This is a genomic window from Phreatobacter sp., from assembly GCF_051860605.1.
GTDB lineage: Bacteria > Pseudomonadota > Alphaproteobacteria > Rhizobiales > Phreatobacteraceae > Phreatobacter.
In genome coordinates, this window is sequence record NZ_JBHYDR010000012.1 from 112,551 (window position 1) to 133,873 (window position 21,323).

Sequence of the window (21,323 nt, forward strand, 5' to 3'; positions counted from 1 at the left end):
TCGTGCCCGGGGGTGGCACCGCGCTCCTCCCTGTCGTTTCGTTTCGACCATCATGGGAAGAGATGCTGTCCGCGGTCAATGCGGGGCCGGTCTGGCGGTGTTGTGGGCCTGCCGGAAGCCCGAACCGCCGAACCGGCCGATCAAGAGGGTGCGGGGCATTTCGACCACCCGAAATACGCAATGGCCGGTGCTGCGGGCACGGGGACCGGGCCGCACACCCCGGTTTCACACGTAGGACACTGCGATCCAGGCGCTGCTCGCCAGCACAATCCCGGCAATCTTGCAAAGGACGTTCAGACGCCCGGGGGGCAGCGGCGCAGTCATCGCCAGAAACCCCAGCAGGCCCGCAATACCAAGCCCGAGGACGTTGTGTTCCCGGGAAAACCCGTCCGCGGGGCGGTCTTGAACCCAGACATACAGCAGCACGGCACAGCCCAGGAGCCCAAAGCCGGTCGCGCCGACCCGGTTGCGGTGCTTGCGCTCTTCCCATTCCAGAGGATCATGCTGATGCGCGATGGAACCGGACGTGACCGCGAGAAGGTAGATGAGAACGGCGACCCCGATCCCCAGATGAACCCAGTAACGAAGCGGGCTCGTGGCCTGATCGCTCGGCAGGCCTCCTTGAAAGAGGGCTGGCACCACAGCCAAGACCAGATGGACCGCCACGATGACAGCCAGACCCGCCGCGACAAATCGGCCGATGCGATGATCCGGACTTGCGCCTCCGGATGGCGGGCTGCCTTCATCGACCATCAGCATTCACCGTGTGGAGCGTCCCGATCAGGTCGCCTTGGACCATGGGCACCGACATGCGTCTGACGGTCAACCGGCAAGCGTCGGCAGGAACGCCATCCTGATCCGCAGCTGTCCGAGGCGCCACCCCTTTGGCGCGAAGCTGCGCAAGCCCGCATGGTGCCGCCTCACATGGCTTGGCCAGACACGTCAGGACCCCGGGACACAGCCTGAAAGGCGACATCTTCCGGAAAATGCACAGCGGAGACAGAAAGACGCCAGGCACTTGAACCGCGGAGAAACGCCAAGAAGCAATCGGCGGTGCCATTCAAAAATCCGCAAGGCAGGACTTCGAGAGTGTGGTGGGCCCGGCAGGACTCGAACCTGCAACCAAGCGGTTATGAGCCGCCGGCTCTAACCATTGAGCTACAGGCCCACCGTCCGTTCGACCGTGTCGACGGACCGCCGCGAAGCGGCTGCAATAAAGCCCTTTCGGCGGCACGATGCGGTGATGGCATCCTTCTGCCCGCGGCGTCAACGCCGCCAAGACCGAGGATTGCAATGACGACGTCTTCCCTCTCCGCTCTTCTGCCGCGCCGCCGCAGGCTTCTTGCCGTTGCCGTGGCCGGGCTGACCGTTGCAGGCCTCGCCATGGCCGCCGCCCCCGCCGCCGCGCAGGAAAGGCATCCCGCCCGTTCGGTCACCATGCAGGGCGAGGGCAATGCCTCGGCGGCCCCCGACCACGCCGTCGTCGTCGGCGGCACCCAGGCACAGGCCCGCACCGCGCGCGAGGCCATGGACGCCAATACGCGCGCAATGCGCCAGGTCCAGGAGGCGCTGACCCAGGCCGGCATCGCCGAGCGCGACGTAGTCACGTCCGGCCTCAGCCTGACGCCACAGCTCGAATATGGCCAGGCCGGCAGCCGGCCACGCGTCACCGGCTACGCCGCCAGCCACCGGTTGCAGGTGCGTGTCCGCGATCTCGCCCGGCTTGGCGACGTGCTCGACCGGATGGTGCAGGCAGGCGCCAACCGCATCGACGGCATCACCCTGGCTGTCACGGACTGGTCGGCGAAGGTGGACGAGGCGCGCATCGCGGCGGTCGCCGATGCCCGGCGCAAGGCCGAACTGCTGGCCCAGGCCGCAGGCGCGCGTCTCGGCAAGGTGATCACCGTTGAGGAGCATGGCGGCAGCGCTCCTCCCCCCATGCTCCAGCGTTCGAACGCTGCGATGTCGGCTTCTGCCGGGCCCGTTCCGATCGCCGCCGGCGACCAGACCTTCCGGCTGTCGGTAACGGTCAGATGGGAGCTTGTGGACTGAAGGAACGCGCTGGCCGGGCGGGCTATCCGGCGGCGAGGTCCGCCGCGTCTGACCGGTCGCCGAACTGGATCGACACATAGTGGGCATAGAGCCCGTTGCGTGCGATCAGTTCGGCATGCGTGCCCGTCTCGACGACCCGTCCGGCATTGATCACCAGGATCGTGTCGGCGCGCATGACGGTGGACAGCCGATGGGCGATGACGAGGCAGGTGCGCCCCGTCATCAGCCGGTCGAGCGCGCGCTGCACCTCGAATTCGCTCTCCGAATCGAGCGCCGAGGTCGCCTCGTCGAGAAGCATGATCGGCGCGTCCTTCAGGATCGCGCGGGCGATGGCAACACGCTGGCGCTGCCCGCCGGACAGCCCCTGCCCGTGCTCGCCGATCAGCGTGTCATAGCCCTCGGGCATGGACATGATGAACTCGTGGGCCTGCGCTGATGTCGCGGCCGCGACGATGTCGTCTTCGCTCGCACCCGGCCGGCCCACCGCGATGTTGTCGCGCACCGTGCCCTGGAACAGGAACACGTCCTGGCTGACAAAGCCCATGGCACCGCGCAGCGAGGCGAAGGTCACGTCGCGCACGTCCTGACCATCCACGGTGATCGCGCCCCTGTCGACATCGAAGAAGCGCTGGACGAGCGAGATGATGGTCGACTTGCCGCCGCCGGACGGGCCGACCAGCGCCGTGGTTCGGCCGCCCTGTGCGACGAAGGAGAGATCGTTCAGCACCGGCTCGGCGCCGCGATAGGCGAACGTCACCCCGCTGAAGGCCACCGCGCCCTTGTCCAGCACAAGCGGAGCGGCGCCCTGCTTCTCCTTCAGGGTCGGCTCGGTATCGAGCAACTCGTACATCAGCCGCACGCCGACGAGACCCTTCTCCACCTCGACACCCAGGCGGGCCAGGCGCTTGGCCGGGTCATAGGCGAGCAGGAGCGCGGTGACGAAGGCGAAGAAGGCACCGGCATCGATCCCCTGATGGATCACCCGCCACGCGCCGTAGACGATGGCTGCCGAGATGGCGAGGCCGCCGAGCGTCTCCATCAGCGGCGCGGTGCGGGCGCCCAGCGTCGCGATCTTGTCGGCGCGCTGGCGCACGGCATCGATGGTGCCCTCCATGCGGGCCTGCATCCGGTCCTCCAGCCCGAAGGACTTGACGATGCGCACGCCCTGCACGGTTTCCTGCACGACGCCGACCATGGAGGCGAGCGACAGGAACTCGCTCTGGGCAAGGCGCCGGACGCGCCGCCGCAGCCGGTTCACACCATAGACCGCGAACGGCATGACAAGGCCGGACACCACGAACATCAGCGGGTCGGAGATCAGCATGACCACGATCAGGCCCGCGACGGTGAGCAGGTCGCGGCCAACCGTGGTGACGATGTTCTGCAGCACGTCGCGCGCCGCCTGGGCATTGTGGGTCACGCGGGTGACGAGGTCGGCAGAGGCGTGCTGGTGGTAGAAATCCACGCCCTGGGCGAGCAGGTGGCGGAAGATCCGCGCCTGCTGGTTGGCGACGATGGCATTGCCGATCCGCGCCAGGATGACGTTGGAGATATAGGCGGCCACCCCCTTGACCACGAAGATCGAGAAGACCGTCACGCCGAACCAGACCGCCAGCGAGAAGTCGCGATTCTGGAACACGCCGTTGATCAGGTCGCGCATGATCCAGGCCGACAGCGCGGTGCAGATCGCCACGATGGCCATGAACACGAAGGCGATCGCATAGCGCGGGGCGAAGGTGCCGATGCTTTCCAGCACCAGCCGCTTCAGGGTTTCCCCGCGCTGCGCATCAATCTTGAACAAAAGGCTGAGAAGCCTCATTTCGGGCGGCTCTCGTCGAGGGAATGCAGCGCGATATCAGGTTTGGGCGGCAAGACCAAGCTCACCACCGCCGCACGCCTGCGCGACCGGGAACGCAACGGAGGCTCGGCAGCCTTGTCCCCGGCACGGCGCGATGCCAAGAGGAACCCATGACAGGCATCGAGACCCTCTTCGTCACCCCGGTCTATCGAACCATGCTCGAGCTCGAGGCCGGCGAACTCGGCGAGATCGAGGCGCTGTGCCGATCCCTCGTCGAGGACGACGCGGCCGGTATCGCCTGGTGCCGCAAGAACGGCTATCCCGGCTATACGAGCTATGCCTCGCTGAACGACCTGCCATGGCGCTTCCCCGCCTTCAAGGTGCTTGGAAAGCGCCTGGACCGGCATGTCGCCGTTTTCGCGAAACACCTTGCCCTCGATCTTGGCGGGCGGAAGCTGGTGCTCGATTCCCTGTGGGTCAACGTGCTGCCGACCGGCGGCGCCCATGCCTCGCACATCCACCCGCACAGCGCGGTGTCCGGCACCTTCTATGTCGCCATGCCGAAGGGTGCGCCGGCCCTGAAGCTGGAGGATCCCCGCCACGGCCTGATGATGGCCCACCCGCCCCGCCGCCGCTCGGCTCCTCGCGAACTCCAGACCTTCGTGGAAATGGCAGCGGAGCCGGGCGAACTGCTGCTCTGGGAGAGCTTCCTGCGCCACGACGTGCCGGTGAACCGGGCGGCATCGGAGCGCATCAGCATCAGCTTCAACTACCGCTGGGCCTGAGCTTCGGGGTCTGGACCTTCAGGCGGCCGGCGGCACCGGCCGCGGCCGGCCATCCTCGTCGATGGCGACGAAGGCGAAGGTGGCTTCCGTCACCTTCTCGCGCTCGGTTGTGCGGAAACGCTGTGCCCAGGCCTCGACATGGATCTTCATCGAGGTGCGCCCGACATGGAACACCTCCGTATAGACCTCCAGCACGTCGCCCACCCTTACCGGCCGGATGAAGGTCATGGCCTCGACCGCGATGGTCACCACCCGGCCCCTCGCCCGTTCCACACCGGCAATGCCGCCGGCCTGGTCCATCCGCGCCATGACCCAGCCGCCGAAAATGTCGCCGTTGGCATTGGTGTCGGCAGGCATGGCGCTGATCCGCACGGTGAGATCGCCGCGGGGGTCTGCATCGGTCGGCCTGAGCGTGGTGGGCATGAGCGGCGATTCCCGGTGGGCGCCGGGCAAGTCAGCCAGCAAAGCGCCGGCCTGGCAATTGCCCGGTCAGCGGAACACGCGCTCGCCCTGCTCGTCGACGATCTGGCGCCCCTTCATCAGCGAGAACTGCACGGCGTCCTCCATCGAGGCGTGCCGGTCGGCCCGGATGAAGCGATGCTCCTTCGTCTCGCCGTCGATCTCCTTGGCGACCGTCCCGGCAGTCTGGAACTGACCCTCGTTCCGGAACGGCGCAGCCGTGACTGTGAATCCCTTGTGCTCGATCGAGGCCTGGGCCGTCGGCGCCTCGTCCGCCGCGCGCGAGCCGCCAAAACCGAACAGGGACTTCAGGAACGACATGGACAAGTCCTTCGCGGGGATGCTGTCCGCCAGCCTATCGCGGATCGGCCCGCCTGAAAACGGCAGGATGCCGGTCCGGCAGGCTTTCCGCGCAGCATCCGTCCGGGTCCGGCACGGCGGCGAGCCCGGGGGCCGGACGAAGGTCACGGCAAAGCCCTCAAGTGACTGCCGGCGCGATGAAAAGATCTCGTAGCAGATGGCTTCGAATGCAATCGACAGGAACTGGACTCATCGCAGATCATATGGACGCGCAATTTTGCAATTCTGCGAGTTTTTGACAGAATTCGCAACATTACAGAATCGTTAGATTGTTCATTTCGCTGGTTCATTCGACATTCATGCCGATCCCACTAGATTTCCAACCATCGCAATCGCTGGCGGAACCTTCAACGCCAGAGGTCGTTATTCAAAGAAGTTGCCCGCTTGAGCGGAAGGAGTTTGTTGACATGACACGCCATTCCCCCCGATCCCCCCGATCGCTGATTTTCGCCGGTGCGCTCGCCGCCGGTCTCATCGCCCCTGCCGTCGCCATGGCTCAGGATGCCTTCACGAGCGCCGACGTGAACATGCGCGCCGGCCCCGGAACCCGGTTCCAGGCGCTGACCGTGCTGTCCGAGGGCACGGGCGTGGATGTCGCGGGATGTGAAGGCAGTTGGTGCCGCGTGCTCTTTCGCGGCACCGCAGGCTATGTCTCCCGCAGCTATCTCGACTTCGGCGGCGGCCCGCCGGCCGTGATGGTTCCGCCGCCGGTCTATGTGCCCTCGCCCGGCTACATCTATCCGCCTTACCGACCGGGCTGGCGTCAGCCGGTTCGCCCGCGTCCGCCGCAATGGGGCGGCCCGGGCATCAGGCCGCCCGTGACACGTCCGCCCGGCGTGCGTCCTCCCGGCCGGCCCGGATGGGGTGGGGGTCCGGGTGGCCGGCCTCCCGTTGTTCGTCCTCCCGGGCGTCCCGGCTTCGGTGCCGCGCCCGGTGGCCGGCCTCCTGTCGGTCGGCCGGGCGGTCGCCCCGGCGGACGTCCGGGCGGCTCGACGGGCCCCGGTGCGCGCTGACGGGCAGCGCCTGTCCGTCCAGCCGTGACAAGGATCCGGAGCGGCGGGCGGTAAGCCCGCCGCTTTCGTTCGCGCTACTTCTCCTGCAGCGCCAGGCGCGCGCCCATGGCCACGAAAGCCGCGGCGAAGGTGCGCCGCATCCAGGCCATGACAGCAGGCCGCGAGATCACCTTCTCGCGCATGGCCGCCGCGAACAGGCCGTAGATGGCGAAGACGGCAAAGGTCATCGCCATGAACACCGCCGACAGTTCCAGCATGCGCGCCAGCGGATGAGCCTCACCGGCCGGAATGAACTGCGGCAGGAAGGCGACGAAGAAGATCGACAGCTTGGGGTTCAGCACGTTGATGGCGATCCCGTCGATGATGACCCGCCAGGCCGACCGTGCATCAGATGTCGCCTCGACCTGCAGGGCGCCGGTGTCCCTCAGCGTCTGCCAGGCCATCCAGAGCAGATAGGCGACGCCGGCATATTTCACGACCGCATAGGCGACCGCGCTGGTGTGCAGCAGCGCGGCAAGCCCGAGAATGGCGGCAATGAGGTGCGGCACGATGCCGAGTGTGCAGGCAAACGCGGCGAGGAGGCTCGCCCGGCCTCCGCGCGAGAGCCCGGCGGCCAATGTGTAGATCACGCCGGTTCCCGGCGAGGCGACGATGATGAGTGTGGTGATCAGGAATTCCAGGGACATGGAGGGCATCCGGTCATGGACCTCCAGCAAGAACCGCCTCATCCGCCTTGGCAACCGCCCGCGGCGATCATCCAGAGAATAATACTGAGGTATTGACCTAACTATTGGCGACCTCTAGAAGCGCTTTGATGGACAACGCCCTGCCCGCCCTCGACGGAGCCTTCCGCGCCCTCGCCGATCCGACCCGGCGGGCCGTTGTCGAGCGTCTGGCGCGCGGTCCGGCCTCGGTCAGCGATCTGGCCAGGCCCTTCGAGATGGCCCTGCCGAGCTTTCTCCAGCACCTCAGGGTGCTCGAGGAGACCGGACTGGTCAGCACTCGCAAGGCCGGCCGCGTTCGCACCTGCACGCTGCGCATGGAACCCATTGCCGCGGTCAACCAGTGGCTGGAGGCCCAGCGCAGCCTGTGGGCCACGCGCCTCGACCAGCTCGACACCCTGCTGCTGCAGATGAAGGACAAGGACAGCCCCCGATGACCGAACTTGCCGCCTCCGTGTTCGATCCCGCCCTCGACCTCGAACTCAGGCGCGAGGTGGACGTGCCGCCGCATCTGGTCTGGCGCGCCTGGACCGAGCCGGACCTGCTGATGAAGTGGTTCACGCCGGCGCCGTGGCGAACCACGGCCTGCGAACTCGATCTGCGCCCCGGCGGCCGGTTTCGCACGGTGATGGAGGGACCTGCCGGTGAGCGCCACGACAATACCGGCTGCGTTCTGGCGGTCGTGCCGCAGCAGCTCTTCGTGTTCACCGATGCGCTCGGCCCGGGCTTCCGCCCCACCGGCAGCGCCTTCATGACCGGCTCGGTGTCGATTTCGCCGTCAGGCGCCGGCACGCTGTACATCGCCCGCGCCCTGCACAAGGACCCGGAGGCGAAGAAGCAGCACGACGACATGGGCTTCCACAGCGGCTGGGGGACAGCACTGGATCAGCTGGTTGCACTCATGAAGGGCATGTGAGACGGCCCTATGCCCCGGCTTGCGGTGTCAGAGCCGTCGGCCCCGTGGATACGGTACCTGCCATCCCCATCGCCCGCTCCTGCCAGTGCATCAGCAGGAGCGCCAGATCCTCGTGGGCCATGCCGAAGCCATCCCGCAGCGAAGCATTGCGGCCGGTCAGGCCCGAATCGAAACGCCCGACGGCCGGCCCGCGGCCCGTCCGGTCGTTGAAGACGACCATGGGAGTTCCCGAAATCGGCTCTCTCCAGATCGCGATATCTGCGACATCGCTCCAGAGCGTCATGCCGCGCCGCCACATGAGGCTCTGGAACAGGCCCTCGGCCGACAGGGTCAGTGTCGGTCGCCAGACCAGCATGGCGCCCTGAAGAAGAACACCCGCACCCAAGGCGATGGCACCCAGCCAGAGCATGATGGTCTGCACGCCGCCCTGCACGCTCCCCATCTTCAGCATCCAGACCAGAACCACAGCGAAGACGAGCATCGTCACGAGGTAATAGAGGCCGCGCTTCGGACTTGCGCGCAATTCGACCGGGCCGGGGAACCGGACGAGCAGGTCGCTGCCGGACAGGTGCCCGTCGAGAAGAAGCTGTGGCCAGAGCGATGTCACGGCCATCGCCGTGCAGGCACCGAAGAGCAGCGTCGCAATCCAACCCTGCGCCTCGCCAGTGACGATGGCCATGGCTGCGCCGGCCAGCGTGAACGCCAGCCCGATGGCGAGCATGATGTAGTAGAACCAGCGCGGCCAGGTGGACATGCCGCAGTCTAGCAGCAGACACCTCCGGGCCGACAAGCGTCATTGACGAGGGGGAAGCTGCAGCCGCCGTCCTGGCGACCCGCCAAGAAAAGGGGCGCCGCAGCGCCCCCGACTTCGCCATCAATTGTCCAGGAAGCTCCTGAGCTTCCGGCTCCGTGACGGATGCTTCAGCTTCCGCAGGGCCTTCGCCTCGATCTGGCGGATGCGCTCGCGGGTCACCGAGAACTGCTGGCCGACCTCTTCCAGCGTGTGATCGGTGTTCATGCCGATGCCGAAGCGCATGCGCAGCACGCGCTCCTCGCGCGGGGTCAACGACGCGAGAACGCGCGTCGTCGTCTCGCGAAGATTGCTCTGGATCGCCGCGTCGATCGGCAGGATGGCGTTCTTGTCCTCGATGAAGTCGCCGAGGTGTGAATCCTCCTCGTCGCCGATCGGCGTCTCGAGGCTGATCGGCTCCTTGGCGATTTTCAGGACCTTGCGCACCTTCTCCAGCGGCATGCCGAGCTTCTCGGCCAGTTCCTCCGGCGTCGGCTCGCGGCCGATCTCGTGCAGCATCTGCCGTGATGTGCGGACGATCTTGTTGATCGTCTCGATCATGTGCACCGGAATGCGGATGGTGCGGGCCTGATCGGCGATCGAACGGGTAATCGCCTGCCGGATCCACCACGTCGCATAGGTCGAGAACTTGTAGCCGCGCCGATACTCGAACTTGTCGACCGCCTTCATCAGGCCGATGTTCCCCTCCTGGATCAGGTCGAGGAACTGCAGGCCGCGGTTCGTGTATTTCTTGGCGATGGAGATGACGAGGCGCAGGTTGGCCTCGACCATTTCCTTCTTCGCCTGACGGGCCTCGCGTTCGCCCTTCTGCACCATCTGGACGATCTTGCGGAACTCGCCGATCTCAAGGCCCGTCTCGGTGGCCAGAGCCTGGATTTCGGCCCGGATCTCCTTGATCGTCTCCTTCTCGGAGGCGACGAAATCCTTCCAGCCGCGCCCGCCGAGCGAGGCGACGCGGCGGATCCAGTTGGGATCCAGCTCCGAGCCCTGATATTCCTTCAGGAACGAGGTGCGGTCGACGCCATAGCTCTCGGCAAGACGCAGCAGACGGCCCTCATAGCCGACCAGGCGCTTGTTGATGTCGTAAAGCTGCTCGACCAGCGCCTCGATACGCGCGGTGTTGAGCGACAGCGACTTGACGTTCTGGATCAGGTCCTCGCGCAGCTTCTTGGCGCGCCGCTCCTGGCTCGGCGACAGTTTGGTGTCGTTCAGCCGGTTCTCGACGTTCTGGTCCTGCAGCTTGCGCAGCTTCTTGTATTCGTCGGCGATCATGTCGAAGGTTTCCAGCACCTTCGGCTTCAGCTCGGCCTCCATGGCGGCGAGCGACACCGCATTCTCGATGTCGTCCTCGTCCAGGTCGCTTTCCGTGACACCCGGCGGCAGGGCGTCGCCCTCGGCCGCTTCGGGCGCGATCGGCGCCTCGCCCTCGGTCACCATCGGCGCGTTCTTCGCGTCCGGCCCCGCATAGGTGGCCTCGAGGTCGATGATGTCGCGAAGATAGATCTTCGCCTCGTTCAGTTCGTCGCGCCAGATGATGATGGCCTGGAAGGTCAGCGGGCTTTCGCACAGGCCAGCGATCATCGCCTCGCGGCCGGCCTCGATCCGCTTGGCGATAGCGATCTCGCCCTCGCGCGACAGCAGTTCGACCGAGCCCATTTCGCGCAGATACATGCGCACCGGATCGTCGGTACGGTCCAGCGGCTCCGTCGCGCGCTCGGTCTTCACCACGGCACGGGCCGTGGTCTCCTGGATCTCGCCGTCCGGCTCGTCGGCCTCAGCGGCCTCCTCGCCTTCCTCGCCCTCGGCGGCATCGTCGTTGTCGACGACATTGATGCCCATTTCCGAGAGCATGGCGTTCATGTCCTCGATCTGGTCCGAGGTGAACGAGGCTGCCGGCATGACCGCATTGATCTCGTCGATGGTCACGTAGCCGCGCTTCTTGGCGCGCTTGATCATCGCCCGCACGGCGGCATCCGACAGGTCGAGCAGGGGGCTGTCCGGGCCCTCGGTCTCCTGTTCAGCGCCTTCCGGCTTTTCGGTCGCCTTCGTTGCCATCGATACCGTCCATCGCTCGCCGGCCCGAACAGGCCCGACCCGACGCGTCAGGACCGGGTTCAAGGTCCGACCCAACGCCAAAAAAGGGGCTGCGCTCGCTGTTCAGCGCGCCCCTCGAAAACGCATCTCGTCCTGGCCGGGGCACGCCCCGGACCTCTGTGGAACCATGTGCCATCGCCTCATCTGCGCTGCGCGGTTCCAATCCGCCACCCGGTCGGCGTCACGATGCCCTGTCGCTGCGACCGGAAAGCGTCCCGAACCCCTCGACAAGTGCCTCGGTTCCGGCCAGTTCGGCCTCCCGCCGCTTGGCGTCGAGCAGCCAGTTCTGGTTCGCTTCGGTCGGGTCATCACCGAAGGCTCGCTCGGCATCCCGGATTTCCTTAATTAGCGCCTGCTTCTTGCGATGCAAGGCCAGAAGCTGGGTAAAAGTCACCTCGGCATCCTGCGCGGCCGCTCCCGGCATGGCGCCCCAGACCGCATTGTCGGCCACGATCGCCCTGAGCTGGCCGAGGACCGGGCCATGGCCCGCCTCCGCGAGAGCTGCGGCATAGGCCGTCTGCGTCTCCTCGATGCCGCGGGCATGGACGTCGAGAAGTGCCTGTTTCAGGCCAAGAGCCTGCGGATGGCGCAGGTCCAGCCCGGCAATGTCCTCCTCCCGCCCGTCGATCAGCCAGGGGTGATTGATCAGGGCGGTGAGGATCAGCGCCTCGCGCATGGGAAGGGCTGCACGCGGGCCGCGGACCAGCGCACTCGCAACCAGGGCCGGCGACGGCCGGTGGTCGGGCACGGCAAGGCCACGCGGACCGTTGCGCCAGCCTGCGCCACCCGCAGGCCTGCCCTGCCCCCGCCGCTCGCGCTGGAGGGGACGGAACAGGTCGGAGAGGCGCCCGAAAATGTCGTCGCGGTAATGCCGCCGCACTGATTCGTCGCCGATGGCGGCAACGACTTCGGCAAAGCGCGCCTCCAGCGCGGCGCGCTTCTCGGGCGTCGAGAACACCCCCGCTTCGGTCTCGCGCATCCACAGCACGCTTGCCAGAGGCTGGGCCTGGGCCAGGATGGCATCCATGGTCTCGCGCCCCGAGGAGCGGATCAGGTCATCGGGATCCTGGCCCTCGGGCAGCGTCGCGAACGCAAGGCTCCGGCCGGGCTTGAGCAGCGGCAGCGCGATGTCCACCGCCCGGTAGGCCGCGCGCCGGCCGGCCTTGTCGCCGTCGAACAGCAGGATCGGCTCCGGTGCCATGCGCCAGAGCAGTTCCAGCTGACCCTCGGTCAGTGCCGTCCCGAGCGGGGCAACCGTCTCGCCGATGCCGGCCATGACCATGGCGATGACATCGACATAGCCCTCCACGGCGATGATGCGGTTGGTCTTGTGCGCGGCCTCGCGCGCGGCGAAGGCGTTGTAGAGGAGCGAGCCCTTGTGAAAAAGGTCGGTCTCCGGCGAGTTGAGATATTTCGCCGGAACGTCCTTTTCCAGCGCCCGGCCGCCGAAGGCAACCACCCGCCCCCGCAGGTCGGTGATCGGGAACATGACCCGGTCGCGGAAGCGGTCATAGGGGACCGGGATGTCCTCGCCATGGACGAGCAGGCCGGCGGCGATCATGTCGGGCACCGGCACGCCCTTGCTGCCCAGATGCTCCTTGAGGGCGAAGCGCTCCGCCGGCGCGTAACCGATCCGGAAGGCGAGCTGCGTCTGCGGCCCGAGGCCGCGGCCCGCCAGATAGCCGCGCGCCTTGGCGCCCACCCGGTCCTGCAGCCGGTCCTGGAAGAACCGCGCGGCAAGCTCCATCACGTCATGAAGGGTCTTGGCCTTCTCGGCCCTCTGGACTTCCTCCACCGAGACCTTGGGCAACGGCAGGCCGGCATCCCCCGCCAGCCGCTCCACCGCCTCGGGAAAGCTCAGGCCTTCGGTCTCCATCAGGAAGCGGAACTGGTCGCCGTGCTTGCCGGAGGAAAAGCAGTGGTAGAAGCCCTTCTGGTCGTTCACGTAGAAGGATGGGGTCTTCTCGGCGTTGAACGGCGACAGGCCGCGCCATTCCCGCCCCTGCTTCTTCAGCTTGACGCGCCGGCCCACCACCTCCGACACGGGGAGGCGTTGCCGGATCTCGTCCAGGAACGTCGGCGGGAAGCGCATGGATGACATATAGGCGCTGCGCGTGGGCAAGGGGACATTCGACCGCCGGCCATGCACACAAAATGCGATCGCTCGCCCGCTACCGCTCCACGACCTTGCGATAGAGATGCCAGGTGGCGTGGCCGAGCACCGGCACGGCCACCGCCAGCCCGACGAAGAACGGGATCGAGCCGGCGACCAGCGCTGCCGCCACGATCAGGCCCCAGAGCGCCATCGGCCCGGGGTTGGCGCCGACCGCCCTGAGCGAGGCGCCCATCGCGGTGAACGCGTCCACCCGCCGGTCGAGCAGCAGGGGGAAGGAGACCACGCTGATCGCCAGGACCCCCGCGGCGAAGACGAATCCGACCCCGTTTCCGACGATGAGCAGGGCCCATCCGGCGCGCGTCGTGAGCACCTGCCCCACCAGTTCCATGATCCCGGCCGGCTCGTAGAAGCCGAGCGTGCGGCGGTAGATGACAAGCGCCGCCGCCAGCCAGGCGACGAACAGCAGCATCAGCAGCACGCCGAGCAGCAGGATCGACAGGCGCGAGGGCGAGCGCAGCACGTCGAAGGCATGCCGCCAGGACGTGTCGAGCCCCTGCTCTCGCCGCCGCGAGATCTCGTAGATGCCGATGGCCGCGAATGGGCCGACGAGGGCAAAGCCGGCCATGATCGGGAACAGCAGCATCACCCATTCGCCATCCATGCTGGCGCGGGCGAGCAGGAAGCCGACGATCGGGTAGATCAGCCCGAGGAAGACGAGATGGCTCGGCTGCTGCGCGAAATCGTCCAGGCCCTGGGCCAGCGCCTGCCGCAGGTCGCCGACACCGATCTTGCGGATGCGGACCGGCCGGTTCGCGTCGGCCCGGTCGATCTCCTTGCGGTCGCGGGAAATGGAGCGAGCTTCGGCCATGGCGACCCTCCGTTGCGGGCTGTCCGGACGGACGATGCCACGGGGTCGGTCTGATCCGGCCGCCGGAGGCGTCTGGCCCGAACTCACAATCGCAATCCTATACCGGAGACGCCCGATTGTCCCGCAGGCTGTCTGACACGATTGCGCGACTGCTGGCCTCGTGGCGGGCGCACTCGCCGATCACACGCGGATACTCGGCCACGATATGGTCGATCAGGGCCCGGACAGCCGGCAGCAGGCCGCGCCGCGGGCCGAAGACCATGTGGATGGTCCCGAACGGCGTGGACCATTCCGGCAGCAACTGGACCAGCCGCCCGGCGTCGAGTTCGGCCTGGCAGACCTGATCGGGCAGCAGGGCAACGCCCAGTCCATCGAGCGCCGCCTGCCGCAGCACAACGAAATCCCCGCAGGCCAGAACCGGCTCATGGACCAGATCGTGCGGCTGTCCGTCCGGGCCGGTCAGCATCCAGTGGTCGCGCAGCACGCCTTCCGCGTGGGTCAGCGTCGGCAGCGCCGGCAGCCGGTCGATCCCGATCGCGCCGCCCTGCCGCGCGACGAAGCCGGGACTGGCAACCAGGTAGCTGCGGCTCTGGCCGAGGATGCGCAGGGTAAGATCCGGTTCGGTATCCAGCCGCGTGCGAACGCGCAACGCGATGTCGATCCGCTCCTCGATCAGATCGACCCGCCGGTTCGACACGTTCAGCTGCACCTTCACGGCCGGGTTTCGCTGCATGAAATCGGGAATGATGCGCGCCATCAGGTTGTGCCCGAAATCCGGCGGGCAGGCGACGCGCACGACCCCGCTCGGCTTCGCGCGCGCGCGGAGGGCTGCCGCCTCGGCCGCCTCCGCGCCGGCCAGCATGGCCTGGCACTGCTGATAGACCTCCTCGCCCGTCTCGGTGACGCGAAACCGCCGGGTCGAGCGCTCGATCAGGCGGATGCCGAGCCGAGCTTCCAGCCGCGCCACATGCTTGCTGAGCTTCGACTTGGGCAGGCCCAGCGCCCGCCCGGCCGGAGAAAAGCCTTCATGCCGGACAACGGCGGCGAACAGGGCGAGGTCGTTGAGATCCAGCATGGGCCGCTCCGCGGATAACCATCGTTCGCATATCGAAACGATGAGTTCCAAATCTGCCATCTAGAGGCTTATTGTCGCCCATAATAGATCAGTGGCCGGACCCATTCCAGCAAGGACCTGCGCCATGAAACTCCTGCACATCGATTCCGGCATTCTCGGCGACCATTCCGTCTCGCGCCGCCTGAGCGCCGCCGTGGTCGCCGATCTGAAGGCCCGCCATCCCGGCCTTGCCGTCACCTATCGCGACCTGGTCTCCGAACCGCTGGCCCATCTGACCGGCGCGCATCTGGCGGCCGGATCGGCCGACCCCTCGCAGGTCGCGCCCGGCCTGCGCGCGGATCTCGACGACGGCGCCGCCGCGCTCGAGGCGTTCCTCGCCGCCGATATCGTGGTGATCGGCACGCCGATGTACAATTTCTCGATCCCCTCGCAGCTCAAGGCCTGGATCGACCGCCTCGCGATCGCCGGAAAGACCTTCCGCTACACCGAGGCTGGTCCCGAGGGCCTTGCCGGCGGCAAGACCGTCATCATCGCCTCCTCGCGCGGCGGGTTCTATGGCGAAGGCGCGGCCGCCGCGGCCATGGACCATCAGGAGACCTATCTGAAGGTGATCTTCGGCTTCTTCGGCATCACCGACATCCGCTTCGTGCGGGCCGAGGGCATCGCCATGGGCGAGGACCAGAAGCAGAAGGCCATTGCCGGTGCCGAGGCCGCGATCTCCGGCGTCAACGGGACGCTCGCCCGGGCGGCCTGAACCTTAAGGAAGGAAGCGGCGGCCGCGATCAGGTCGGTCCCGACCACCTGTCGGCCGCCGCATCGTCCTCGGCCCTGGCCGCAACCCAGCCGCCGCCGCTGCCCTTTTCCTCGAACTTCCAGAACGGCGCATGCGTCTTCAGGAAGTCCATGAGGAATTCGGCGGCGGCGAAGGCCGCCTGCCGGTGCTCCGACAGCGTGACGACAAGGACGATGTTGTCGCCCGGCTCCATGCGCCCGTAGCGGTGGACAACCAGCACATCCTGCAACGGCCAGCGCGTACGGGCCTCCGCCTCGATGCGCTCAAGTTCGGCCACCGCCATCGCCTCGTAGGTCTCCAGCGTCATGGCACCGATCGTCTCGGACCCGGTCACGCCGCGGCAGAGCCCCGTGAAGGTCACGGCGGCCCCGACATCGACGCGGCCGGCACTCAGCCGCGCCAGTTCGGCGCCGACATCGAAATCCTCGCGCTGCACACGGACCGCCATGGCGCTCCCTTCAGGCCGCAGCGGCCGTCGGCCGCCAGTCCATGTCGACATGGCCTGGCATCGCGGCAACCCGCGCCACCCAGTCGCGCACGGCCGGAAACAGGGCCAGATTCATGTCCGCCTCATGCGCCACATGGGTGTTGGCATAGAGGGCGATATCGGCGAGCGTGAAGCTGTCGCCGGCAATATAGGGGCTTTCGGTCAGTTGCGCGTCCATCCGCGACAGCGCGCCCTCGGCATTCTCCATCCATTCGTCGATCAGGTCGCGCTTGAGCTCGCGCCCGCCCGGAATGAGCGAGAGCCAGAAGCGCGCCTCGCCGATGGAGGGGTGGTGGGAGTTCTGCTCGAAGAACAGCCACTGCATCATCCGCGCCCGCTCCACCTTGTCGGCGGGCACGAGGCGCGTGTCCTCGCCGAGGAACATCAGGATGGCGTTCGACTCGATCAGCACCGTCCCGTCCTCGATCTGCAGGACCGGAACGCGACCGCGCGGGTTCATGGCCAGAAATTCGGGCGTTCGCGTGTCGCCCCGCAGGATGTCGACGTCGTGCAGGGTGAACGGCCGCTCAAGGTGCGCCAGCGCAAGGCGCACCTTGTAGCAATTCGCCGAACGCTGCATGGCGTGGAGGATCATGCCCATGGCGTTCGGTATAGCGAACGAAACAGCAAATGTCAGGCGTAAAACCGAACGCCAGACCCCGCTCAGCCCGAAGGCTGGATGTTTGCCGCCTTGATGATCTCGGCCCAGGTCTGCATCTCCTGGGCGTGGTACGGCTTGAACGCTGCCGGATCGCGCGCGGTGATGGTGAAGCCGAGCCGCGTGATGGCCTCCACGACGGACGGCTTGGCCAGCGAGGCGAGGATCTCGCGCGACAGGCGGTCGAGCGCCGGCTGGGGCGTTGCCACCGGAGCGAAGAACCCGGTCCAGCTCTCGGCATCGGCGCCGTTGACGCCCTGCTCGCGCAGGGTCGCGATGTTCGGCAGGCGCTGGTTGCGCTGGGGCGAGCCGATGGCGATGCCGCGCAGCGTGCCGGCCTGGATCTGCGTGAACACGCTGGCCATGGTGGAATTGGCCACGTCGACGCGGTTGCCGACAATGTCCTGCACCAGCGGGGCGGCGCCGCGATAGGGTACATGCGTCATCTTGATGCCGGTGCGGACCATGAACAGCTCGGTCGACAGATGCGAGCCCGAGCCGAGGCCGGTGGAGCCGTAATTGAGTTCGCCGGGCTTGGACTTGGCGAGCGCGATCAGTTCCTGGATGGTGCGGACCGGCAGGTCGTTCTTGACCACGAAGATGTGCTCGAAGGCACCGGCGCCGGCGAGCGGGGCGAAGTCCTTCACCGCGTCGTAGCCGGGCTCCTTCATCAGGAACATGTTGTTCCCGTGGGTCTGGTTGTTACCGAAGGTGATGGTGTGGCCGTCGGCATCGGCGCGGGCCACCTGGCGGGTGCCGATGGCGCCCGAGGCACCGCCGACATTCTCGACCACGACGTTCTGGCCGAGCGGGCCGGCAATGTCCTGCGCCACCACGCGGGCGATGGCGTCGGTCGGGCCGCCGGCCGGATAGGCGACGACGAGACGGATCGGCCGCGACGGCGACCAGGCCTGGGCCGAGGCCGAGCGGACGAAGGCCGGGGCGGCCAGCATGGCGCCCGCGCCGAGGAGAAGGGTTCGGCGCGTGGCCCGCAGATTGTTGCTCATCGTGATGCCTCCCATGAAGGATTTTCGCTTGTGGGCCCTTGCGGGCAGGACTAAATCTCGCGCCCGAACCGCCGAGGTCCGGCCGCGCAGTGATTGCCACGTCTTAGCGCCCCTCGGGAGAAATTCAAACTCGACGGAGCCCGACCGATGGCCTTTCTCGCCGACGCCCTGCAGCGGGTGAAGCCCTCTGCCACCATCGCCATGGCGCAGAAGGCCCGGGACCTCAATGCGCAGGGCAAGAAGGTCATTTCGCTGTCGGCCGGCGAGCCGGACTTCGACACGCCGGACAACATCAAGATGGCCGCCGTCAAGGCGATCGCCGAGGGCAAGACCAAGTACACCGCCGTCTCCGGCATCACCGAGCTGCGCCAGGCCATCGTCGCCAAGTTCAAGCGCGAGAACGGCCTCGACTACAAGTGGCAGCAGGCCATCGTCTGCACCGGCGGCAAGCAGGTGCTGTTCAACGCCTTCATGGCGACGCTGAACCCCGGCGACGAGGTGCTGATCCCGGCGCCGTACTGGGTCTCCTATCCGGAGATGGTGGCGCTGTGCGGCGGCACGCCGGCCTTCGTCTCGGCCGGGCCGGAGACCAGCTACAAGCTGACCGCGGAAGCCCTCGACAAGGCCATCACCCCGAAGACCAAGTGGTTCCTGTTCAACTCGCCGTCGAACCCGACGGGCGCCGCCTACACGCGCGAGGAGCTGAAGGCGCTGACCGACGTGCTGGTGAAGCATCCCCATGTCTGGATCCTCACCGACGACATGTACGAGCACCTGGTCTATGGCGACTTCACCTTCACCACCCCGGCCCAGGTCGAGCCGCGCCTCTACGAGCGCACCCTGACCATGAACGGCCTGTCCAAGGCCTATTCGATGACCGGCTGGCGCATCGGCTATGCCGCGGGCCCCGAACCGCTGATCAAGGCCATGGACCTCGTCCAGGGCCAGCAGACCTCGGGCGCCAATTCCATCGCCCAGTGGGCGGGCGTCGAGGCCCTCAACGGCACGCAGGACTACATCCCCGTGCGCCGCAAGGCCTTCGAGCAGCGCCGCGACCTCGTCGTCTCCATGCTGAACCAGGCCAGGGGGCTCTCCTGCCCGGTGCCGGAAGGCGCCTTCTACGTCTATCCCTCCCTCAAGGAGGTGATCGGCCGGAAGACCCCGTCGGGCAAGACCATCGCGACGGACGAGGACTTCGCCATGGAACTGGTCGAGAGCGAGGGCGTCGCCGTCGTTCATGGCACGGCCTTCGGCCTCGGCCCGGCCTTCCGCCTCTCCTATGCCGAATCCACTGAGACTCTGACCGCGGCCTGCGAGAAGATCCAGAAGTTCTGCGCCGAGCTGCGCTGAGCCGCAGAAGACCGCGCGAAGCCCTAGGCCAAAGGCCCGCCCCCTCCCGGGCGGGCTTTTTGCATTTCGGGTTGAACCGGATCGATCGTGCCTGCGACCCATGGTCAAGTGAGCGGCTTCAGGGCCTCTCTTCGTGACAGTCCCAGGCGACACGGCGCCTCTCGCCGGGATGTCCAAACCTGATCGGAGCCCATGCCGGCATCGGGCCGTCATGTTCTGCTCCCTTGTCCCATGGGTCGGCCATGTCGCCCTTCTCAACCCTCGTCGCGGCAGGCCTTGCCCTGTCCGGCCTCGCCGGCCTCACCGGCGATGCCCCGCACCCGCACGCTGCGGGCCAGGTCCTCTATTGCACCGGTTGCCTCTGCCAGGAGGACCGGCCGGCCATGTCCGTTCCCGGCTCCTGGATTCCCTCGGGAACCATTGGCCGTCGCATCACGCTGCGTTTCGTGCCGCGTGATCCGGCCGCGGCCCGGATCGCCGGCCGCTGTGGTCGTCCGGCTTCCCGCGGTTGAACCTTTTTCCTCCCCGCTGCGACCCATGAGCAAGTCCAGTCACCTGCCGCAGCCCCTGGAGGCCGGCACCAGAGGAAAAGCCGCCATGACCGCTCGCCTCGCTTCTTCCATCATCACCGGCCTCGTGCTCGCCGCCGGCCTTGCCGCCTCGGCCCAGGCCGCCGCCCCCGGCCAGTCCCCGGCGCAGTCTCTGGGGTCACGCCCGGTCACCTATTGCGGCCCGTGCCTCTGCACCGCCAACCCGCCGGCCATGACCGTTGCCGGCGACTGGGTGCCCAACGGCACGCTTCTCGGCGGCTCGCTCGTGCTGAAGTTCCGCCCTGCCGGCCAGCCGGTCTCGGCCCCGACCGTTTGCGAGCGCTGACGGATCACCGAGCGCAGGCGCCAGCGCGCCTGCCCCATGGCACGCAAAGTTGACGCCACGGACACCGTCCGTCAGGCTGCTTGGATATCGCGTCGATCAGTCGGCCGACCGGCTGCGACGAGCGGGAGCAGGACATCATGTCGCGAAACGCTCGAGCGCTTGTCGCTGTCGGCATGCTTCTGGCGCCCGGGGCGACACTTGCCCTCGCCCAGGACCAGGCGTCCATCGAAGCGCCCTGCCTCTGCAAACTCGGCAATCGGGAGGCCGGCTATCGCGGGACCATCGCCGTGACCGATGCCAACCGCGACGCGCTGCGCGCCCTGATCGAGCGACGCGCCCTCAGCGTCGGCATGACCGTGACCATGACCGGTGCGGGTTGCAGCGCGGCGGCATGGCCCCACGAGCGCAACAAGCCGGCCTGCGGCCAGACCAGCGTGCGCCAGCGCGCCGCCGACGGGACCACCTCGACGACGATGATCGACAATGCGGAGTTCACGGGAACCGTGCGCGTGCGCATCTTTGCCAATGCCGGCATCCCGCGTGGCGACGACGCCGCCGATGGCTCGCCGCGCGTGAACGTCGAGCGATGGGCGCGCGTGCGTTCCATCTCGGTTCTCGGTGACGTCCAGTAGTCAGCCGTCAGCCCGCCTTGCCGGCCATCGCCATCAGCCGCTCGCGCATCTTCTCGTGCAGGATGTTGATGGCCTTCAGCGGCCTGACCATCACCTTGAAATGGACGATGCGGTCATCCGCATTCCAGGTGATCATGTCGATGCCGTTGATGGCGATGCCGTCGATCTCGGTGACGAATTCGAGGATCGCCGACCGCTCGCCGAACCACTCGTTCGGGTAACGGAAATGCTCGTTGTTGAGCACGTCGAAAGCCGCCGACAGGTATCGCAGCACGATGGGCCGGCCGACCTGCGGCGTGTGGACGACCGGGCTCTCGAACACCGCATCCTCGGTCAGCAGCGCCTCCAGCCTGGCCACGTCGCGCGCCTCCGCGATCTCGTGCCAGCGGCGGATGGCGGCGGGCATGCGGGTCGAGGTCGACATGGCGGCTCCTTGGGACAGGGAGCCACA

The 21,323-nt window shown here is 67.3% G+C and carries 24 protein-coding genes and 1 tRNA gene; 10 read left to right on the forward strand and 15 right to left on the reverse strand.

The window, feature by feature from the left end:
* Positions 1 to 225: 225 nt before the first annotated feature.
* Together ACTIFS_RS19065 and ACTIFS_RS19070 are read right to left on the reverse strand one after the other, a co-directional pair.
* Positions 226 to 759 (reverse strand): hypothetical protein, encoded by a 534-nt coding sequence (locus ACTIFS_RS19065; RefSeq protein WP_439575705.1) that lies wholly within the window; start codon positions 757 to 759, stop codon positions 226 to 228.
* A 333-nt stretch (positions 760 to 1,092) separates the two neighbouring features.
* Positions 1,093 to 1,168, reverse strand: a tRNA-Ile gene (locus ACTIFS_RS19070).
* A gap of 125 nt (positions 1,169 to 1,293) precedes the next feature.
* On the opposite strand from ACTIFS_RS19070, the gene ACTIFS_RS19075 reads away from it, so the two are divergent.
* Positions 1,294 to 2,052, forward strand: coding sequence for an SIMPL domain-containing protein (locus ACTIFS_RS19075; protein WP_439575706.1), 759 nt, complete (start codon positions 1,294 to 1,296; stop codon positions 2,050 to 2,052).
* A 22-nt stretch (positions 2,053 to 2,074) separates the two neighbouring features.
* Here ACTIFS_RS19075 and ACTIFS_RS19080 read toward each other — a convergent pair whose 3' ends face one another.
* On the reverse strand, positions 2,075 to 3,871 hold the full coding sequence (locus tag ACTIFS_RS19080) for an ABC transporter ATP-binding protein (protein ID WP_439575707.1): 1,797 nt from the start codon (positions 3,869 to 3,871) through the stop codon (positions 2,075 to 2,077).
* 149 nt (positions 3,872 to 4,020) lie between these two features.
* Here ACTIFS_RS19080 and ACTIFS_RS19085 point away from each other — a divergent pair, with 149 nt between their 5' ends.
* Complete coding sequence (locus ACTIFS_RS19085) at positions 4,021 to 4,635, forward strand: TIGR02466 family protein (RefSeq protein WP_439575708.1); 615 nt, start codon at positions 4,021 to 4,023, stop codon at positions 4,633 to 4,635.
* A gap of 18 nt (positions 4,636 to 4,653) precedes the next feature.
* On the opposite strand, the gene ACTIFS_RS19090 is transcribed toward ACTIFS_RS19085, so the two are convergent.
* Together ACTIFS_RS19090 and ACTIFS_RS19095 are read right to left on the reverse strand one after the other, a co-directional pair.
* Complete coding sequence (locus ACTIFS_RS19090) at positions 4,654 to 5,058, reverse strand: acyl-CoA thioesterase (RefSeq protein WP_439575709.1); 405 nt, start codon at positions 5,056 to 5,058, stop codon at positions 4,654 to 4,656.
* A 66-nt stretch (positions 5,059 to 5,124) separates the two neighbouring features.
* Entirely contained in the window at positions 5,125 to 5,415 is a 291-nt protein-coding gene (locus ACTIFS_RS19095) for an HlyU family transcriptional regulator (RefSeq protein ID WP_439575710.1), read from the reverse strand.
* Between the two features lie 566 nt (positions 5,416 to 5,981).
* Here ACTIFS_RS19095 and ACTIFS_RS19100 point away from each other — a divergent pair.
* A complete protein-coding gene (locus tag ACTIFS_RS19100) occupies positions 5,982 to 6,467 on the forward strand; it encodes an SH3 domain-containing protein (protein WP_439575740.1) in 486 nt (161 codons plus the stop codon).
* Positions 6,468 to 6,541: 74 nt separating this feature from the next.
* Here ACTIFS_RS19100 and ACTIFS_RS19105 read toward each other — a convergent pair whose 3' ends face one another.
* Positions 6,542 to 7,153 carry a LysE family translocator gene (locus ACTIFS_RS19105; protein ID WP_439575711.1) on the reverse strand — a complete coding sequence of 204 codons (612 nt, stop codon included), beginning with the start codon at positions 7,151 to 7,153 and terminating at the stop codon, positions 6,542 to 6,544.
* 128 nt (positions 7,154 to 7,281) lie between these two features.
* Here ACTIFS_RS19105 and ACTIFS_RS19110 point away from each other — a divergent pair, with 128 nt between their 5' ends.
* The gene (locus ACTIFS_RS19110) at positions 7,282 to 7,626 is read left to right on the forward strand and encodes an ArsR/SmtB family transcription factor (protein ID WP_439575712.1); all 345 of its coding nucleotides are present in this window, start codon (positions 7,282 to 7,284) and stop codon (positions 7,624 to 7,626) included.
* Complete coding sequence (locus ACTIFS_RS19115) at positions 7,623 to 8,105, forward strand: SRPBCC family protein (RefSeq protein ID WP_439575713.1); 483 nt, start codon at positions 7,623 to 7,625, stop codon at positions 8,103 to 8,105. Before ACTIFS_RS19110 ends, ACTIFS_RS19115 begins: the two co-directional genes overlap by 4 nt.
* 7 nt (positions 8,106 to 8,112) lie before the next feature.
* Here the strand turns inward: ACTIFS_RS19115 and ACTIFS_RS19120 are convergent, their stop codons facing one another.
* The 5 genes from ACTIFS_RS19120 to ACTIFS_RS19140 form a co-directional block, all read right to left on the reverse strand.
* A complete protein-coding gene (locus tag ACTIFS_RS19120; protein WP_439575714.1) occupies positions 8,113 to 8,859 on the reverse strand; it encodes a hypothetical protein in 747 nt (248 codons plus the stop codon).
* Positions 8,860 to 8,979: 120 nt separating this feature from the next.
* Positions 8,980 to 10,971, reverse strand: a complete 1,992-nt coding sequence (rpoD, locus tag ACTIFS_RS19125) for an RNA polymerase sigma factor RpoD (protein ID WP_439575715.1) — start codon at positions 10,969 to 10,971, stop codon at positions 8,980 to 8,982.
* Positions 10,972 to 11,191: 220 nt separating this feature from the next.
* Positions 11,192 to 13,102: a DNA primase gene (gene dnaG / locus ACTIFS_RS19130; RefSeq protein WP_439575741.1), complete on the reverse strand. Its 1,911-nt coding sequence runs from the start codon at positions 13,100 to 13,102 to the stop codon at positions 11,192 to 11,194.
* Positions 13,103 to 13,181: 79 nt separating this feature from the next.
* Positions 13,182 to 13,994: a DUF2189 domain-containing protein gene (locus tag ACTIFS_RS19135; protein WP_439575716.1), complete on the reverse strand. Its 813-nt coding sequence runs from the start codon at positions 13,992 to 13,994 to the stop codon at positions 13,182 to 13,184.
* A 97-nt stretch (positions 13,995 to 14,091) separates the two neighbouring features.
* Complete coding sequence (locus ACTIFS_RS19140) at positions 14,092 to 15,069, reverse strand: LysR family transcriptional regulator (RefSeq protein ID WP_439575717.1); 978 nt, start codon at positions 15,067 to 15,069, stop codon at positions 14,092 to 14,094.
* Between the two features lie 124 nt (positions 15,070 to 15,193).
* Between ACTIFS_RS19140 and ACTIFS_RS19145 the strand changes: the two genes are divergently transcribed.
* Complete coding sequence (locus ACTIFS_RS19145; RefSeq protein ID WP_439575718.1) at positions 15,194 to 15,823, forward strand: FMN-dependent NADH-azoreductase; 630 nt, start codon at positions 15,194 to 15,196, stop codon at positions 15,821 to 15,823.
* Between the two features lie 28 nt (positions 15,824 to 15,851).
* Here the strand turns inward: ACTIFS_RS19145 and ACTIFS_RS19150 are convergent, their stop codons facing one another.
* The 3 genes from ACTIFS_RS19150 to ACTIFS_RS19160 all read right to left on the reverse strand — a co-directional run bounded on the left by ACTIFS_RS19150 (position 15,852) and on the right by ACTIFS_RS19160 (position 18,014).
* On the reverse strand, positions 15,852 to 16,310 hold the full coding sequence (locus tag ACTIFS_RS19150; RefSeq protein WP_439575719.1) for a molybdenum cofactor biosynthesis protein MoaE: 459 nt from the start codon (positions 16,308 to 16,310) through the stop codon (positions 15,852 to 15,854).
* A gap of 10 nt (positions 16,311 to 16,320) precedes the next feature.
* A complete protein-coding gene (locus tag ACTIFS_RS19155) occupies positions 16,321 to 16,944 on the reverse strand; it encodes a glutathione S-transferase family protein (RefSeq protein ID WP_439575720.1) in 624 nt (207 codons plus the stop codon).
* 68 nt (positions 16,945 to 17,012) lie between these two features.
* Entirely contained in the window at positions 17,013 to 18,014 is a 1,002-nt protein-coding gene (locus ACTIFS_RS19160; protein WP_439575721.1) for a Bug family tripartite tricarboxylate transporter substrate binding protein, read from the reverse strand.
* A gap of 147 nt (positions 18,015 to 18,161) precedes the next feature.
* On the opposite strand from ACTIFS_RS19160, the gene ACTIFS_RS19165 reads away from it, so the two are divergent.
* The 4 genes from ACTIFS_RS19165 (at position 18,162) to ACTIFS_RS19180 (ending at position 20,872) form a co-directional block, all read left to right on the forward strand.
* Positions 18,162 to 19,364, forward strand: coding sequence for a pyridoxal phosphate-dependent aminotransferase (locus tag ACTIFS_RS19165; protein ID WP_439575722.1), 1,203 nt, complete (start codon positions 18,162 to 18,164; stop codon positions 19,362 to 19,364).
* Between the two features lie 242 nt (positions 19,365 to 19,606).
* On the forward strand, positions 19,607 to 19,876 hold the full coding sequence (locus ACTIFS_RS19170; RefSeq protein WP_439575723.1) for a hypothetical protein: 270 nt from the start codon (positions 19,607 to 19,609) through the stop codon (positions 19,874 to 19,876).
* Between the two features lie 85 nt (positions 19,877 to 19,961).
* A complete protein-coding gene (locus tag ACTIFS_RS19175) occupies positions 19,962 to 20,240 on the forward strand; it encodes a hypothetical protein (protein ID WP_439575724.1) in 279 nt (92 codons plus the stop codon).
* 137 nt (positions 20,241 to 20,377) lie between these two features.
* A complete protein-coding gene (locus ACTIFS_RS19180) occupies positions 20,378 to 20,872 on the forward strand; it encodes a hypothetical protein (protein WP_439575725.1) in 495 nt (164 codons plus the stop codon).
* 7 nt (positions 20,873 to 20,879) lie between these two features.
* Here the strand turns inward: ACTIFS_RS19180 and ACTIFS_RS19185 are convergent, their stop codons facing one another.
* Positions 20,880 to 21,296: a nuclear transport factor 2 family protein gene (locus ACTIFS_RS19185; protein WP_439575726.1), complete on the reverse strand. Its 417-nt coding sequence runs from the start codon at positions 21,294 to 21,296 to the stop codon at positions 20,880 to 20,882.
* Between the last annotated feature and the right edge of the window lie 27 nt (positions 21,297 to 21,323).